We start from the raw sequence: 15,076 nt of genomic DNA, 5'->3' as shown, positions 1-15,076 counted from the left end.
CCAAAGCCCACTGCCGCGCTACTGTGCAGGTGAACGCGTAGAGGTAGTAAAGGATTGCCACTATCATGGGCCAGCTTGATAACGAGTCAACCCACTTGCCGGGGACAACTGACCTCTCCCTCGAGGGGGACATCGCCGCACAGATGATTGCCGGTATTCATCGTTACTTGGACCGTGAACTCGCTGCCGCTGACGGAGAAGCGGAGACAGCGCTGCAGTCGCAAGCGAATTCAGCCGCAACACTGGAAAGAAATGTAGCAGAAAAGCGGACGGCATTCGCGCGCATCATCGGCGTCATTGACGACCGCACTTCGGTTTCGGCGCTGGAATTCGTCTGCTCGACCACAGACCCCTTCCGTGTCGCCGCCACTCGGACATACGACATTCACGCCATTCGCTGGCCGGTGCTGGACGGTGTGGAAGGCGAAGGCCTGCTCCTGCGGCCCAAGCAGCCACCCATCGCCCACGTAATTGCGGTGCCCGATGCCGATTGTTCGCCGGAGATGCTGGCCGGGCTGGCGCCCGGCTTGAAGCCGGAGCAGCAGTTCGCGCGGCGTTTGGTGGAACTGGGGTGTCAGGTCGTAGTGCCCCTGCTCATCGACCGTGCGCACACGTGGTCGGGCAATCCGGCGATTCGCATGACCGACCAGCCCCACCGCGAATACATCTATCGCATGGCCTGCGAGATGGGTCGGCACGTCATCGGCTATGAGGTGCAAAAGCTCCTGGCGCTCGTAGGCTACTTCTCAGCCCAAGACGCGCCGGAAAATGTGCCGGTGGCGATGTTCGGCTATGGCGAGGGCGGCCTGCTGGCGCTCTATAGCGGGGCGCTGGATGAACGGATCGCGGCAGTCGGCGTGAGCGGGCACTTCCGCAACCGCACGCAATTGTGGCAAGAGCCCCTTTATCGCAACGTCTGGCGACTGCTGCGGGGCTTCAGCGACGCCGAACTCGCGAGCATGGTCGCCCCGCGTACTTTGATCGTCGAGGCGACTCCCGCGCCTACCCTCAGCGGCTTGCCGCCCATTACGGATCTAGAACGTGTGCGGGGGCGGGTCGGCGCGCCCGGCAAGATCGAACCCGCGCCGCTAGAGGAAGTGCGGGCGGAAGTAGCCCGCGCGCAATCGGCTTACGCCGCGCACGACGCCGCGGACCGTCTCGTGCTCGCGGAAACCTCTGCTACAGGCCCGGGACCGGGCTCGGATGCCGCGCTCACGGCGCTGCTGCAAGGCTTGGGTTTGGAAACGCGCGGCGCGACAACTGCGACGTCACCCCGTGATGCCCGCACCCAATTCGACCCATCCGCCCGCATGCAGCGGCAATTCAACCAGATCGTGAACCACGTGCAGCAGCGTTTGGAAGTGGCGTGGCGCACGCGGGAAGATTTCTGGTCGGAGGCGGATACCTCCTCACTGGAAGCCTGGGAAAAGTCCGCCGCCACGTATAGAAAACGTTTCTGGAAAGACCTTATCGGCCGCTGCCCCGACCCCAGCCTGCCGTTCAACGCGCGCAGCCGTCCCTACGGCGAAAGCGACGCCTGGGATGGCTATGAAGTAACGCTGGATGTGCTCCCCGACATCTTCACCCACGGCATCTTGCTGGTGCCCAAGGGCATTGCGCCGGGAGAGCAGCGGCCGGTGGTTGTCTGCCAGCACGGATTGGAAGGACGTCCCGAAGACGTTATTAAGGAAGAAGAGGGCCCATACCATGCCTTTGCCGCCCGGCTGGCCGAGCGCGGTTACATAACCTACGCTCCCCAGAATCCCTACATCGGCTACCACGAATTCCGCACGCTCCAGCGCAAGGCGAATCCGCTGGGCTGGACGCTGTTCACCTTTGCCATCGCGCAGCACGAACAGCAACTCCGCTGGCTCTCCACACTGCCGTTCGTCGATCCCGACCGCATTGGCTTCTACGGCTTGTCCTACGGCGGCAAGGCGGCCATGCGCATTCCCACGGTGCTGACCCAGTACGCGCTTTCGATTTGCGCCGGCGACTTCAACGAGTGGGCGCGCAAGTGCGCAAGCACCGACTACTTCTCAGGCTACATGTTCAACCACGAGTGGGAAATGCAGGAGTTCGACCTGGGCCAGACCTTCAACTACGCCGAGATGGCTTATCTCATGGCGCCGCGCCCCTTCATGGTCGAGCGCGGCCACCGCGACGCCGTGGCCTCGGACGAATGGTGCGCCTACGAATACGCGAGGGTGCAACGCCGCTACGCCGACCTGAAAATTCCCGACCGCGCCGAAATCTACTACTTCGACGGCGGCCACATGATTGAAGGCAACGGCACGTTCCCGTTTCTGGACCGGCATCTGAATTGGTCACCGCGCAGGTGTGGTAGTCATTCCTAGCCAAGACTGTAATCTGCTGTATGGCTGCTCTGTACTAGCCTAGATCATAGGTGATCTGGGGAGCGAACAATGCTTACTACAGTTTTGGCAAATTGAACTCATTAGTCTTAGGGACGGAAAAACTCTATGCGTAGGATTCTACTGCCTGCAGTAGTTCCATTTATGCTTCTTTGTGTAGTAACTCTCATTCTTGTCCAAAGTGGCCTGCTCCTACTACCAGATGAGGTGTATGCGGGGCTTGGCATAAAGCCGCCGGATCAAGTCACTCCAATTCAACGGGAAACTCAGCCAAAGTGCCCAAGTTCAGGCGACATTGAGTGGCTGCTAGCTACTCACTACGCAGAGCGCTGGGACGTATCGCCAAATTCCAATGCAGTGAGGCGACGCGTGAACTCCTTCTCTGCAATTTGGAGATCCGTTGGTCTCTTGTGCAGAAAGTACCAGGAGCTCGGATACACAATCGGTACTGATTTCGCCGAGCGCTATGCGAACCTAGAGGCTGCGGGTACAAAGTTCCGCAGAGACATCTACTGCAAAGTCAAACCAAAGCTTACGGATAGGGAACTGTACTCCTGGAGCAAGTCCTTCGACTTCTATGACTGGCAAATGATCACTGGTGGTCAGGCTTGCGATGAAGCCTGATGGGAGCTTGGATTATAGCAAAGAACGCACATGATAGGGGCCTACTTGGACAATGGCAGTCTCTTGAAGGCAGAGATAGCGGTACTGTACACGACGGCTTTCCCTAGCATTCTTTGAGTGGAGGGCAGAACTCGTGAATAACCCAAAGCGCCATCATTACATCCCAAGGATGTTGCTCAAGCACTTTGTGGATGAGAGGGGCAATCTGTACTGTTTTGACAGGGATTCGCGGGATAGATGCGTAACGAGGCGGAATCCTAAGACACTCTTTACTTTCAGGCACTTATACTCGTTTCACAAGCTAGATGGAGAGAGGGACTATTCTACAGAGGAGGATTTTCTTAGAGCGATTGAAAACAAGGCTAGCCCAATAGTCGAAAAGATTGTCTGTAATGCGCGCAAAGCTGAACTGTCTTATCTAACTCCAGACGAAAACAGTGTCTGGGTAGAATTCTTCTTTACATTGTGGAAAAGGCTACCAGCTTTGCGTGACAGCAGCGCGTCTAGCCAACTGAGGTCAGAGCAGAATCAGCAATGGTACAGAGAAATAAAAGGTATCGCAGATGGCGAAGCAATTGACTTTTATGAAATGGAAGAGTTCCTTAAGCAGGAGGCATGGCCCCGTGCTATCCCGGAAACGAATGAACTGATGGAAACCAGAATCCTCCCAACTCTCAGGAGGATGAGCCTTTGTGTTGTCATTGTTGAGAAAGAGCAGTCTGGGTTCGTTATCGGGAGCAATCCAATTGTGAAAGCTCTTCCCCACCTCGACCTAGATCATCCAGAGGTGGAGATTTGGACGCCCCTCGCTCACGATGTAGCCGTTGTTTTTCGACATGGTCGGCCAGATGAATTGTACTACGCAACTGACGAATTCATCCAGAGGCTTAACGAGAGAGTATTCGAGCAGAGCAAGGAAATTGCGGGCCGCTCACGGGAACAAATCAAGTCATTGAAGCTGAATTACAGCAACCTAGACCGTTCGACATGAGCTTGTCGAAGGAAGAACGGTGACCGCGCACGATAGTTAGTCTTCCCGTCTCCATGTTCGCCCTTCGACAAGCTCAGGGCGAACGGAAGAGGCGGGAGTGACGTTAAATGCGTCCGCCGCGTTGGACTTTGCTGGGTTGAGTTGCCTACCGTTCCGGCTGGGGAATAGGCTCGGGCTTCACGCGAATGGTGTACTCGTTGCGATACGTGACGAGGCCGGGGGGAGAACGAGGGATGCGGCGCACATAGCGACGGCGGGTGACGTCCACCTCCGCGCTGGTGGACTCGCGCAGCTTGCTGTAGTAGGCGGCGATTTGGGCGGCTTGCTCGATGATGACTTCCGGCACGTCGCGGCCGCCGGAGCGCAGCAGTGTATGGGCGCCCGGCACGTTGCGCGCGTGCAGCCACAGGTCGTTGGCGTCGGCCAGACGCAGGGCGGCGTCGTTCTGCGCGCCGCTGCGGCCCACGAGCACTTGCACGCCGTCGAGCCAGAACGAGACCGGCTGCGCACCCGCGTCCACCTGCCTGCCGCGCTTGCCCTTCCCGCGCTTCTTGCTTTGAAGTTTCTTGGTCTTTCGTTCTTGGCCGCCGCCCATGATGCCCTGCTCGCGCAATTCGTCGCGCACCGCACGGACGTCGGTTGGCGTCTCCGCGGCTTCCAGCAGAGCTTCCATCTGCTCGCAGTAGGCGTATTCATTCTTGACCCGACGCAGCAGCCCCGGCACCTCTTCCTGCGCCCGTTTCTTGCGCTTGTAGGCAGCAAAGTATGTGTCGGCATTCGCGGCTACTGATTCCTGTGGGTCGATGCGAATAGTTTCGTCGTCCACCTCGATCTCGCTGCTGCCCGGCGCGACGCTGTAGCCGTACGCCAGCACCAAATCACCTTTGCGCCGCCACTCCTCGGCATCAGTGGCCTCGGCTTCTTGACGTTCCAGGGCGCGGCGCCGCTGCCGGAGCTGGTCCATGCGTTCCTTGAGGGCAATTTGCAGGGGCTTCTGACCCAGGTCGCGCGTCTGTCGTTGCGGCGCATTGCCCTGCTCCCGGTAGAACTGCTCAATTGCTCCACTCATCAAGTCGAGCGTCTCGCATTGCGGGAACATGGTAAGAGCGTAGGGAGCATAGGCGGCGAGCGCGCCGTCTTCTTGGCGCGCCAGACTTGGCGCAAGTTCGCCGCTGTCTACCTGTGTGAAGATGCCCTGTGCCGCATCCAAGACTTCCTGCCACACAACGTCTGCCGCCGGCGCCACGGCCTCGCCGGCAGCGCGATATACCGCTTCGCGGGCAATGAGCGGTCCGCAGCCGCTCGTCTGCCCCATGAGCACACGCCAGGCAGGCTGTTTCGGCTCGGCCTGAGCGGCGGCTTCCAGCAACGAAGCCTCTGCGGTAAAGGGATCGGGGCGGCTGAGCGGCGGCGGCGGGACGTAGAGCAGCTTCGGCTTTACCTGCCGGTAACGATTGATCGAGGCATCCACCCGCTTCATGCTGTCGAGAACCACGCCGTCGGCGTCTACCAGTACCAGGTTGCTCGTACGTCCCATGATCTCGGCAATCAACGTGGTCTCTACGATGTCCTCATCCACCCGCGCGTGCACCGTAAACTGCAACACGCGCTCCCACGGCGGTTGCTCCACGGCGATGAGGCGTCCGTTACGCACGTACTTGCGCAGTAGGAGCAGCAGCGGGGTGACGTTGTCATCCATGCGCGCCGGCCGCTCGTGGGTGAGATAGAGTCTCGGCGCCTGCGGCGCGGCATTGATGATGAGCCACCACGTCTCACCGAACGCGTATATCTCAAGGGCTACGGCAAGATTATCCGGATGCAGCACGCGCTGTATCCGCCCGCCGACGATCTTCTCGGTAAATTCACGCCGCAGAGCGGTGAGTGTGGCAACGTCGATGTTCAAGCGGTGAGTCCTTCAATGGCCTACATGGAAGAGTCTACCCATACCATTCTATTCTACTGTGATTTCCGGTAGCGCAGGTTTGCAACCTGCGCACACTTCGGGCGAATGAGCAGCACTCAAGGGACTAATACCGCATGTCAACACGTATGCGCTAGCACAGCAAATCTAAGATTCCCCTCACCCCGGCCCTCTCCCCCAGGAGAGGGAGTGCCCCTACTTGAAAGTGGGGTTATGCAAAAGTCCTCCCTTAGGGAGAGGAAGTTTTGGGGTCCGGCAGGAGGGTAACTCCCTGCGAAGCAGGGACGTAATAGTCGGCGCAGCCAAACTGCCTACCGGATTACGGTCCGCAGCCGCGCTTCTACCTGGCGGCGCGTGGGAATTCCACTCGTGCCGACATGTTCAATGCTGCACGCGGCAGCGGCGTTGGCGTAGCGGCAAGCGGCGGCCGGATCGCGGGTTGCCGCATAGGTGAAGAGAAATGCGGCAGTAAACACATCGCCCGCGCCGGTCACGTCCACCGGCTGGGCCGGAAAGGCAGTGTATTGCAGCGCCCGGCTATGCGCAAAGACGGTTGCGCCGGAGTTGCCCTGGGTCATGACCGCCAATGGAACCAGCGAGGCGTAGTATGCGGCAAGTTCGGCATTGCCGCGCACGTCTTCCTCGGAGAAGAATATGATGTCGTAGGCCGAGAATTCCTGCTCGGCGCGGTGCCAACGGCGCGTGTACATGCGGCCTTTGCGGTGCGAGCGCAGGCGGCCTTGAATTGTCATCGCTACCAGTGAATCTTGAGGAAAGTAGCTGCCAAACTGTGTGGATACCTCGCCGACGAGCGGCGCGACGAGCACAGTGGGAGTGGAGCGCCAAGCTGCGGGTATGTGGCGGGGGTGAATCTTTGCGGCTTTGGCGGCGAGCTGCTGACTGCGCCCCGTGGCGGAATACACGTTCTCCATAGAGGTCGTGCTCTGGGATGGGAGCGCGTACAGCATTGCGTCACTGCCGAGAAGTGTCTGATACGGGCCAACGTCTGCCGGTGCCAGAGCAGTGAGCACAGCCGTAGAAATTCCCCAGGTGCGCGCTAGCAGTGCGGCGTAGGTCACCGTGCCGCCCCAGCGCCAGCCGCCGGGCACGAGATCCCGCGAGGCGTGGCCGATTGTGAGAAACATCGGCGTCGTCTGGTCGGATTCGTTCACGTCACGCGCCTCTCTCGCACTGGCGGCAGGGCTACAACTCGCTGCGCGCCCCTCTGGCGCGGTGACACGCGCTTGCGTCGTATCCGAAAATGGATAGGCGCTTCACGGAGAGCTATGCTGCCACGCCATGGCTTGGGCCTCCAACGCAGCGCGGGTCGTGCGCAGCGCATCCGCGGTGACCGCCGCTCTCAAGTGGGCATCGCCAAGCGCTATGAGCGCGGCGTCGAGCATAGCGGAGACAACCTCGTCATCAGCGTGTCCGGCAACGTCCGGCGACAGGGCGCGTCCGAGTGCACCATAGGCCGTGTCGCCCGTGCCGTCGCGTGGGGTCTCCGCAGGCGCTCCACCCCAAATCTGGAGCTTCCCACCGCTAATCCATGCCGTGCCTTCCGTGCCGATGACGGTATGTTCGTGGAAAGGCGCGGCTGCCTCCGGCGCGAGCCAGTTGCACACCACCACGCCTTCGCCGCCGCCCGCCAGTCGGCAGCGCACGAGGCCGGCGTCCTCAAAGTCGGGGTACTCGGTTATGCCGATGCGCTGCGTTGCGGCATACTCCACGGCTATGTCTCCGCCGAACCACCGCAGCGCGTCCAGGTCGTGAACGGCGAGGTTCGTCAGAATGCCCCCGTGCGCCTTCGTTGCAAAGAAGGCCTGGGTGCGGGGTGTGGCCGTGACCTGCTGTGAGTTGATGATCACCGTTTGGCTAATGTCGCCGAGCACCCCCTGCGTGAGCGCCGCCCGCAGGTCTCCGTAGGCCGGCGCAAAGCGCAACGGCAGCAGCAAGACCAAACCGGCGTCGGCAGTCCGCTGCGCCTCTGCCACGACATGGTATTGCTCGGTCGTAACCGCAAGCGGCGCATGGGCGATGACATGCGTACCGGCGCGCAATGCTTCTACGATGACTGCCGCCTTGTCGCCATTGGGCGTGGCCACGACGACGGCATCTACTGTGACTTTCGCCATGAGCGGGGTGAGTCGTGGAAAGACCGGCACACGGTACCTGCCTTCAGCGGCCATACGCAGGCGACCGCTGCGCTCGGCAATGGCAACCAGCTCGGCAGAATCATGTCCGCGCAGCCGGTCGAGCACACGATAGATCTCGTCGTGTTCCAAGCCAACGGCGGCAATACGAAGCGGGGCATTCATGAGAGGAGTTTCTCTTGCGTGGTTCTGGCTAGCGATGACAGAAATGAGGGTGTGCGTACTTCATTGCCTGGTCGCCAAGCAACGAATAATGCCTGGGTGTGCTCACAGTCTCGTGCGCCGTAATCCCGTCCTTAACGTCTCGTACGTCGCGAATCCGTCCTCAACACGGCTAGCCCATCCGAATTCTGCGTCTCACCAGTCATTTCGAGCGCAGCCCCGACCGTCATTTCGAGCGCAGCGAGAAATCTAGAGTCCATGCCGCAGACTATTCAATAGGGACTTATATACTATAGTTACCAAGCCGCTGTTTGACTGCGGGGATGGAGACTAAATCCTCTAGGAATTCATCTAAGTTTGCAGCTTGGTCTGCCTCGCGTTCTTGCCGGATTTCATCGTAGTCAATCTCTAGCAACTCACAGAACTCCCGCCCTGTCATGCACTCCGACATAGGTACTTTGCGCTTGAAGCCATCGTATATGATGCGCCGATCATCTTGATTGAAGCAGCAAAAGTGCGGGTACACGAAATATGGCAGTTGTGAAGCATTGCGCTGGATGAAGCCATGCAGTGATTGACGTTCTGCGGACGACTTCTTGGTGTCGAAAGCATCTCCGTCTTTGAGTTCAATCACGTGGCACAATTGCTTTCCTTCACGACGCTTGAATACGAGCAGGTCAGGCTCCGCCCCCGCGTAATTTAGTGTCTCGCAGTCCTTCACCATGCGCTTTGGAGCCACGTGAACGCCATCAGCCATAACTTCGTGGGAGAGGAACTCGTCCAAGTCAGGAATGAGTGTAACCCGCGCCAGCACCATCTTCTCTAATTCGGTGCCAGCACGGATTGAGGTTGCGTGGACACGGCTAATCAACTTGCCCAGTTGTGGGTCGCCAAATATGCGGGCGTAGCCAGATCCTTCGCTGCGGCCCTCGCTGTCTCTAATGCGCACCATCAGCCGCGTATGTCCGCGCCCAAGAAGTTTCTGCCCCGGCGCAAGGCAGCGTCCATAACGGAGAATGATCCGGCTGCTGGATCAAGCACGATATCAGACGCATTAGTTACCGCAGTTATGAGTTCGCCTTGAAGGTCAACCGGCTTGCGATGCGTGGTGTTCTCGTTGCGCGGGATACTCTCAGACCAAACGTCAGGTATGTTATGGACCGTCCAAACACCCTTTGCGCGGCGTGGCGTCTTTTGCAGAATTACTAGATACTCCGCCGTGCGCCGCGTCCGATATCCCATCGCCAAACGTTCTTTGTTCCATACAACAAGATCAACGCACTGTAGGGAAGTGCCGAGTCGCCAGTCGTGAAATCCTTCGCACAGGTGAAACTTATCCATCCACAGAAAGAGGTGGCCGGACGGTATAAGCACTCTGGAAATTTCGCCCACAATTGCCGTGATATCCCCTTCTTTCATTTGGGGAAGCATCACCCTAGCCTTGCCACGGGTTTTGCCCTCGTTGCCGTATTTCATTTTGTCCAGCACGCCGCGATATTGTGGGTCTAGGAATGCAGCAGGAATGCTGGAATCTGGAACCCCCCCCAAGAATGTCAAAGCGTCCATCTGTAAACGTTCATTGAGCACATGCGTTTCTGGTAGGTCTATGTCAGGTGCTTCAATGTGTCGCTCATGCGAAAACACATTGGCCAGCACCCCGTCTGGCGTGCCCTCGATGGGTTGAATGACTGCTGCTTGCTTGCTCATGCGGTTAGCTCCTTACAGGTAAGCCGTATGCCCTCAGCTCCGGCAAGACAAAGATTCAACTTGCGTTCCGAGTCCAGCTTGCGCATATTGAACCGCGTGGCAAATTCATCAACGTAGCGTTGGGTGTGCTTGATGCTCCACCAGTGATGGGTGCCGATATACCCGCGCTTCACCAAAGCCCAGAACGATTCAATCCCGTTGGTATGCGCCATGTCATTTACGTATTGCCCCGCGCTATGGGAGACTGTCCGATGCTCGTAGGGTATTCCCTGGTAGACTCTTGCTTCATCAGTGTTTACCACACTGCCAGCAGAGACGTTTTCAATCAAGTTGTGCTGTACGGAAACGGCATTGACTACTTCAACCGGCGCGGCGCGAACTGCACCATCACGCTCACGGACACCCAAAACTGCTTGCTTGCCAACTGGGCCGCGGCCTTGATGCGTGCGCTTGGAAGCGTGCTTGTTCTTCTCTTTGCCCCCCAAGTAGGTTTCATCAGCTTCAATGTCACCAGAGAGCGGATCGCTGCCTTGCTGCATCGTGGCGCGTATCTTGTGCGCCAGTCGCCATGCGGTTGTCTGTGTGGTATCAAGACGCTCCGCGAAGAGAGTGGAAGGGATACCCTTCTTGGAAGTAGTCAGCAGGTGAATTGCCAATAGACACTTCTGGTAGCCTAAATTGGCTGATTGAAAGACTGTGCCTTTCTTGACCGAGAAGAAATTACGGCAGTCTTTGCAACGGTACGGCATGGTCTTATGACCCTTAGCGTGCGTCCAGCGAACACTGCCACAGTCCGGGCAAATCGGGCCAGTGGGCCAGCGCATTCGCTCCATGTGCTCGCGTGCCGTTTCATCATTGGGGAACCGTGCGAAGAATTGAAACAGGCTCCAGTCGTTATGCTTGTCCATGTCCTTGCTTTCTGCCACTTCCCACTCTCTATGGTAACTATTATATCGTATTGGCAAGCAAGCGGTCAAGCGATTTTAGGGTGTTTTGGTAACTATAGTATATAAGTCCCATTCAATAGGTCTAGCGTTTAAAATTCTTCACTCCGCTACGCTCCATTCGGAATGACAGGGGGTTTCCCGTGCAGCGCTCGCGCTTCCAGGTGCAACCGCGGCTACACTCCGTTTGAAGGGGCGGTGGAGCTGCCATTGCTCTTGCCGTTACCGTGGGCCTGGGGTTTAGTTGCTTCCCGCGCGTTCGGCACTTCGGAGTCTATGGGATAGCGGTAGACCTTGCCCTCGTAGTTCTTGAGCACGATCTCGTTTTCCGTGATTTCCTGGATGAAGTCGGGCGTCACCGGAATCTTGCCGCCGCCTTGCGGCGCGTCGATCACATAGTGGGGCACGGCCATGCCGCTGGTGTGGCCCTGGATTGCCTTGATAATCTCGAGGCCCTTTTCCACAGCGGTGCGGAAGTGGCTGGTGCCGGTGACCAGGTCGGCCTGGTAGAGATAGTAGGGCTTAACGCGTATTTTCAGCAGTTCTTGGACCAGGGTCTTCATGGTTTCAGGATCGTCATTCACACCCCGCAGCAGCACGCTCTGGTTGCCCACGGGAACGCCGTGATCGTTCATGAGCTCACACGCGCGGGAGGACTCAGGCGTGATCTCGCGAGGGTGGTTGAAGTGCGTATTCAGGTAGACCGGATGGTACCGCTGGACGATCTGGCAGAGGTTCTCCGTCACGCGCTGGGGCAGGGTTACGGGCATCCGCGAATCAAGGCGGATGATCTCCATGTGCGGGATCGCCCGCAGGCCCTTGAGAATGTAGTCGATCTGATGGTCGAGCAGCATGAAGGGGTCGCCGCCGGAGATGATGACGTCGCGCACTTCCGGGTGCGTGGCGATGTACTCGATCTGCCGGTCCCAGTCTTCCTTCTTGACGGCATTGCGGCTACCGACTTCGCGGCGCCGGGTGCAGAAGCGGCAATACATGGCGCACTGCAACTGCACCACCATGAGCACGCGGTCGGGATAGCGGTGCGTCAGATAGGGCACCGGCGAATCCATGTCCTCCGCCAGCGGGTCCATGGTAGTCATCGTATCGCTGTGGTCGAGCTCCATCTCGTCGGGGATCGCCTGACGCCAGATGGGATCGTTTACCTCTTCGATCAGGCCGAGATAGTAGGGATTGATGCGCACCGGGAAATTCTGGTGGAGGCTGGCCGCAGTCTCATCATCCAAGCCGAGGCGCTCGCCCAATTCGGTGATGAGTTTCTCGGGCCGGTTGATCCCCGCCGCGAGCAGCTCTTGCCACTCTTCTTTCTCTCGTTTCACTTGAGTTTGCGGTAATGCCATTGCGGCTCCCTTTTCTCCAAATCCCCATAAATTACGCGCAGGCTGCAAATACCGGCCTGCGCCGGCACCGGCTCTACGCTACCCGGCGTATCAAATCCCCAGGCCGGTTGCGCGCATGTCCTGCGCAAACCGACGCTCCCGGCGCATCATAGCTCTAGTTCTACCCCGTTGTCGCTTACGGCGGCAGGCACCATCACGGCGTCAACCATACCGTGAATGAGCTTCTTGTCTGCCGGTACGATGGTTACCAGGATACCCGCTAGTTGCGCCTCATTATTCACAACAAAGTAATACGGGCTCAAGCGCACCCGTCCGTGCATTTTGCGGACTGTGTCCTGCGCAAAGTCGTAGTGGCGGGTGCCGTAACGCTTACCGTGATGGAACTTCTGCAATACGTGGGGGGTTGTTGTGAATGCGTCGAGGGCTGTCTGCACGGCATTATCCCACTCCGATTCCGGTTGGTCGTGGCCGATGGTGACGCCGCGGCTGCCCCAGGCGGTGGCTGAAAAGCCGGAAGGCTTAATTACGAGCCGACGGTCTGCTTGGCCCAAGCCCTTAAGTTGGTCCCAGTTCGTCACCGGACGCTTGGCGATCTCCAGTCCCGGCACGACCGCTTGCGGCGGCAAGGGCCGCGGATCCAGTATCCAGGTCTCAGGTATTACTCGTTTCAAAGCGGCAACGGTCTTTGCCCCCAGCTCCTGCTTCCAGAATTCAGCCAGTACGGGATGATGGAACAGCGCGAAGAGCAGCTTTTCCTCAAGATACGCCTTCGCCGGCGGCGTCATGGTCACGAGTTGCTTGCGCACGGCGTAAAGGAGAATGTCGTAGTTCGGGATATTCTTGAGGTCGAAGAGTTCAAAGAAGCGGTAAAGCGTGTCTACCGGCCGGTCGTGAACCATGAGTCCGTCGCCGTGCAATTCAATCTCTTCCGGCTTGGCGCATGCGCTAGCCATGCCAAGTGCGCACAACTGATCGGAGACCCACTGCATTTCGGGACGGTAGTCGTTGGATTCATCGGAGACGGCGATAGCAAGCTGCGGGTCATCCTTAGCCGCGCGGCTGCGGATCATGGCGGCAAAACCCTCCACCATACCGTTTGGGCCGCCGATCATGTCGAAGCCCAGGCCGCTGTAATGCTGCTGCATGCTGCCGGTGAGGCCGATGCCACCGGGGATGGAGTCAAGTTCGGCAGCCTTCACGCCGTCGGTTGTGAGCAGAAGGTCCGGCCGAATCACACCGGGCAGATCGCGGCGGAAGCGATTCATGCGCCCGTAGTCGATTACGGTCTCGCTCTTGCCGATGTCAAGGTATTCATGGAAGAACGCAGGAATGGTACCGCGCACGCTGCGGCGGTAGAGCCCGTTCGCTGCGCTATAGAAGGCGAGCAATTGGTTTCCCAATTGCTGCAATCCCTCGAGGCTGTCTTGGGAAATGAGGAACGGTTCCGGTGAGATACGCCATGACGCGCGCGACCCCTCTACCAGGGGACGGTCGGCCTCACCAAACAAGCCGCTGGCAGGAACGCTGTCATTGAGGGCCAGACTGCGTTCGCGGGCGTCGGTTTCTGTGAGTGTATCCAGAGCTTGGTCGCTTCCTAGTGAATTAGGCTCTTGGCTCCCGGGACTATCTGCTTCTGCTGTTCGGCTTCCTGAATCTGCAGAAGTACACGGCGCGTCTTCCGTCATTTCTACTCGCTCGAATTCCTGGTTTCTGCCATTACTTCATTATTTATAGGATAACATGCACAAATTAGAGTGCCAACAAAGCAACGTCTTGCTCTGGCACTTCCACACCCGCCGCGAAAGGAGTCTCTGCACCGCTTTGCAGGCACGTCTGCTATGTATCTGAAGCCTCATCCAAGCCGGAATCGCGGCTTGTGTGTTGCTCGCGAAGCGCGTTGACCTCGCGCCGCAAATCGCCAAGCTGGCGGGTGATATAGAAGAAATAGCCAAAGACGACCACCCAAAGGATGGCGTAGGCAGCAAAGAGATATTCGAAGTTCTGTATCGTGTCCATTCAGATGATTCCTTTTCCTTTCATCTCGCGGACATGCGCAGGTGAGTAAGGGTTTCCCGTAGTTCGTCGATCTGCAAACGCTGGCGCACTAAGAAAATAGCCAAGACGGTGAACACCACAATGCAGTAAAGGACCGTGTACCACATGCTCATGGGCAAGTCCGGCCCCTCTGCTCTGGCCACGATGGGATCCGGATGCAACGTGCGCCACCAACGTACCGACATGTGCACGATGGGCACGTCTATGAAGCCAACTATGCCAACGATTGCCGCATAGCGCCGGCCGCGTTCGGGATCGCCCACGAACCCCCTCAGCATGAGGTAGACCACGTAGATGATCCAGAGCAAGAGCGTGGTGGTAAGACGCGGGTCCCAACTCCAGTACGTTCCCCAAATCGGCTTACCCCAAATCGCTCCGCTGATCAGCGTGATCGAGATGAAGATTACGCCAACCTCCGCCCACGCACGAGCAAATCTGTCTGTGGCCGGGCTTGCCCGCCGGAGATACAGAATGCTCGCCACAAAGACGAAAAAGAAGCTCAGATAGGCATTCCAGATCGACGCCAGGTGAATGTAGAAGACTTTCTGCGACGCGCCTTGCACGAGCTCAACGGGGGTGTAGATGAGGATGAGCCAAAGCGCCACCACCATACCGACCAATGTAGCAATGCCGAGAATGTCGTCGATCCATCTCCTCACGCCACCTTCATTCCTGCCCAGCAACATCGGCATCCTTTCCTCCAGTAACGTTGCGATGCATGATCTGAGGACTACTACGACTCTTCACCCGCGTCAAGGAGCGCAGTTCCTTGAATGGTCCGCTGAT

General features: G+C 58.4%; 12 protein-coding genes. 2 read left to right on the top strand and 10 right to left on the bottom strand.

What is annotated here, in order from left to right:
- Positions 1–65 precede the first annotated feature (65 nt).
- Together OXE05_08475 and OXE05_08470 are read left to right on the top strand one after the other, a co-directional pair.
- The gene (locus OXE05_08475; GenBank protein MCY4437349.1) at positions 66–2,357 is read left to right on the top strand and encodes a hypothetical protein; all 2,292 of its coding nucleotides are present in this window, start codon (positions 66–68) and stop codon (positions 2,355–2,357) included.
- Between the two features lie 775 nt (positions 2,358–3,132).
- Positions 3,133–3,990 (top strand): DUF4238 domain-containing protein, encoded by an 858-nt coding sequence (locus OXE05_08470; GenBank protein ID MCY4437348.1) that lies wholly within the window; start codon positions 3,133–3,135, stop codon positions 3,988–3,990.
- A 145-nt stretch (positions 3,991–4,135) separates the two neighbouring features.
- On the opposite strand, the gene OXE05_08465 is transcribed toward OXE05_08470, so the two are convergent.
- The 10 genes from OXE05_08465 to ccsA form a co-directional block, all read right to left on the bottom strand.
- Positions 4,136–5,893 carry an NFACT family protein gene (locus OXE05_08465; GenBank protein ID MCY4437347.1) on the bottom strand — a complete coding sequence of 586 codons (1,758 nt, stop codon included), beginning with the start codon at positions 5,891–5,893 and terminating at the stop codon, positions 4,136–4,138.
- A 329-nt stretch (positions 5,894–6,222) separates the two neighbouring features.
- Positions 6,223–7,083, bottom strand: a complete 861-nt coding sequence (locus OXE05_08460; GenBank protein MCY4437346.1) for a PfkB family carbohydrate kinase — start codon at positions 7,081–7,083, stop codon at positions 6,223–6,225.
- Positions 7,084–7,185: 102 nt separating this feature from the next.
- Complete coding sequence (locus OXE05_08455) at positions 7,186–8,229, bottom strand: Gfo/Idh/MocA family oxidoreductase (GenBank protein ID MCY4437345.1); 1,044 nt, start codon at positions 8,227–8,229, stop codon at positions 7,186–7,188.
- A gap of 280 nt (positions 8,230–8,509) precedes the next feature.
- A complete protein-coding gene (locus OXE05_08450; GenBank protein ID MCY4437344.1) occupies positions 8,510–9,178 on the bottom strand; it encodes a hypothetical protein in 669 nt (222 codons plus the stop codon).
- A complete protein-coding gene (locus tag OXE05_08445) occupies positions 9,178–9,792 on the bottom strand; it encodes a DNA methyltransferase (GenBank protein ID MCY4437343.1) in 615 nt (204 codons plus the stop codon). The genes OXE05_08450 and OXE05_08445 overlap by 1 nt, the downstream gene beginning before the upstream one ends.
- A 137-nt stretch (positions 9,793–9,929) precedes the next feature.
- Entirely contained in the window at positions 9,930–10,859 is a 930-nt protein-coding gene (locus tag OXE05_08440; GenBank protein ID MCY4437342.1) for an IS1595 family transposase, read from the bottom strand.
- A 194-nt stretch (positions 10,860–11,053) separates the two neighbouring features.
- On the bottom strand, positions 11,054–12,235 hold the full coding sequence (locus tag OXE05_08435) for a KamA family radical SAM protein (protein ID MCY4437341.1): 1,182 nt from the start codon (positions 12,233–12,235) through the stop codon (positions 11,054–11,056).
- A 146-nt stretch (positions 12,236–12,381) separates the two neighbouring features.
- On the bottom strand, positions 12,382–13,920 hold the full coding sequence (locus OXE05_08430; protein MCY4437340.1) for a hypothetical protein: 1,539 nt from the start codon (positions 13,918–13,920) through the stop codon (positions 12,382–12,384).
- Between the two features lie 151 nt (positions 13,921–14,071).
- On the bottom strand, positions 14,072–14,251 hold the full coding sequence (locus tag OXE05_08425; protein MCY4437339.1) for a CcmD family protein: 180 nt from the start codon (positions 14,249–14,251) through the stop codon (positions 14,072–14,074).
- 20 nt (positions 14,252–14,271) lie between these two features.
- Positions 14,272–14,982 carry a cytochrome c biogenesis protein CcsA gene (ccsA, locus tag OXE05_08420; GenBank protein MCY4437338.1) on the bottom strand — a complete coding sequence of 237 codons (711 nt, stop codon included), beginning with the start codon at positions 14,980–14,982 and terminating at the stop codon, positions 14,272–14,274.
- Positions 14,983–15,076: the final 94 nt, after the last annotated feature.

This window comes from Chloroflexota bacterium, assembly GCA_026710945.1.
Classification (GTDB): Bacteria; Chloroflexota; UBA11872; order VXOZ01; family VXOZ01; genus VXOZ01.
Note: the sequence above shows the minus strand (reverse complement) of the source record. Positions and strands in the feature narration are given on the sequence as shown.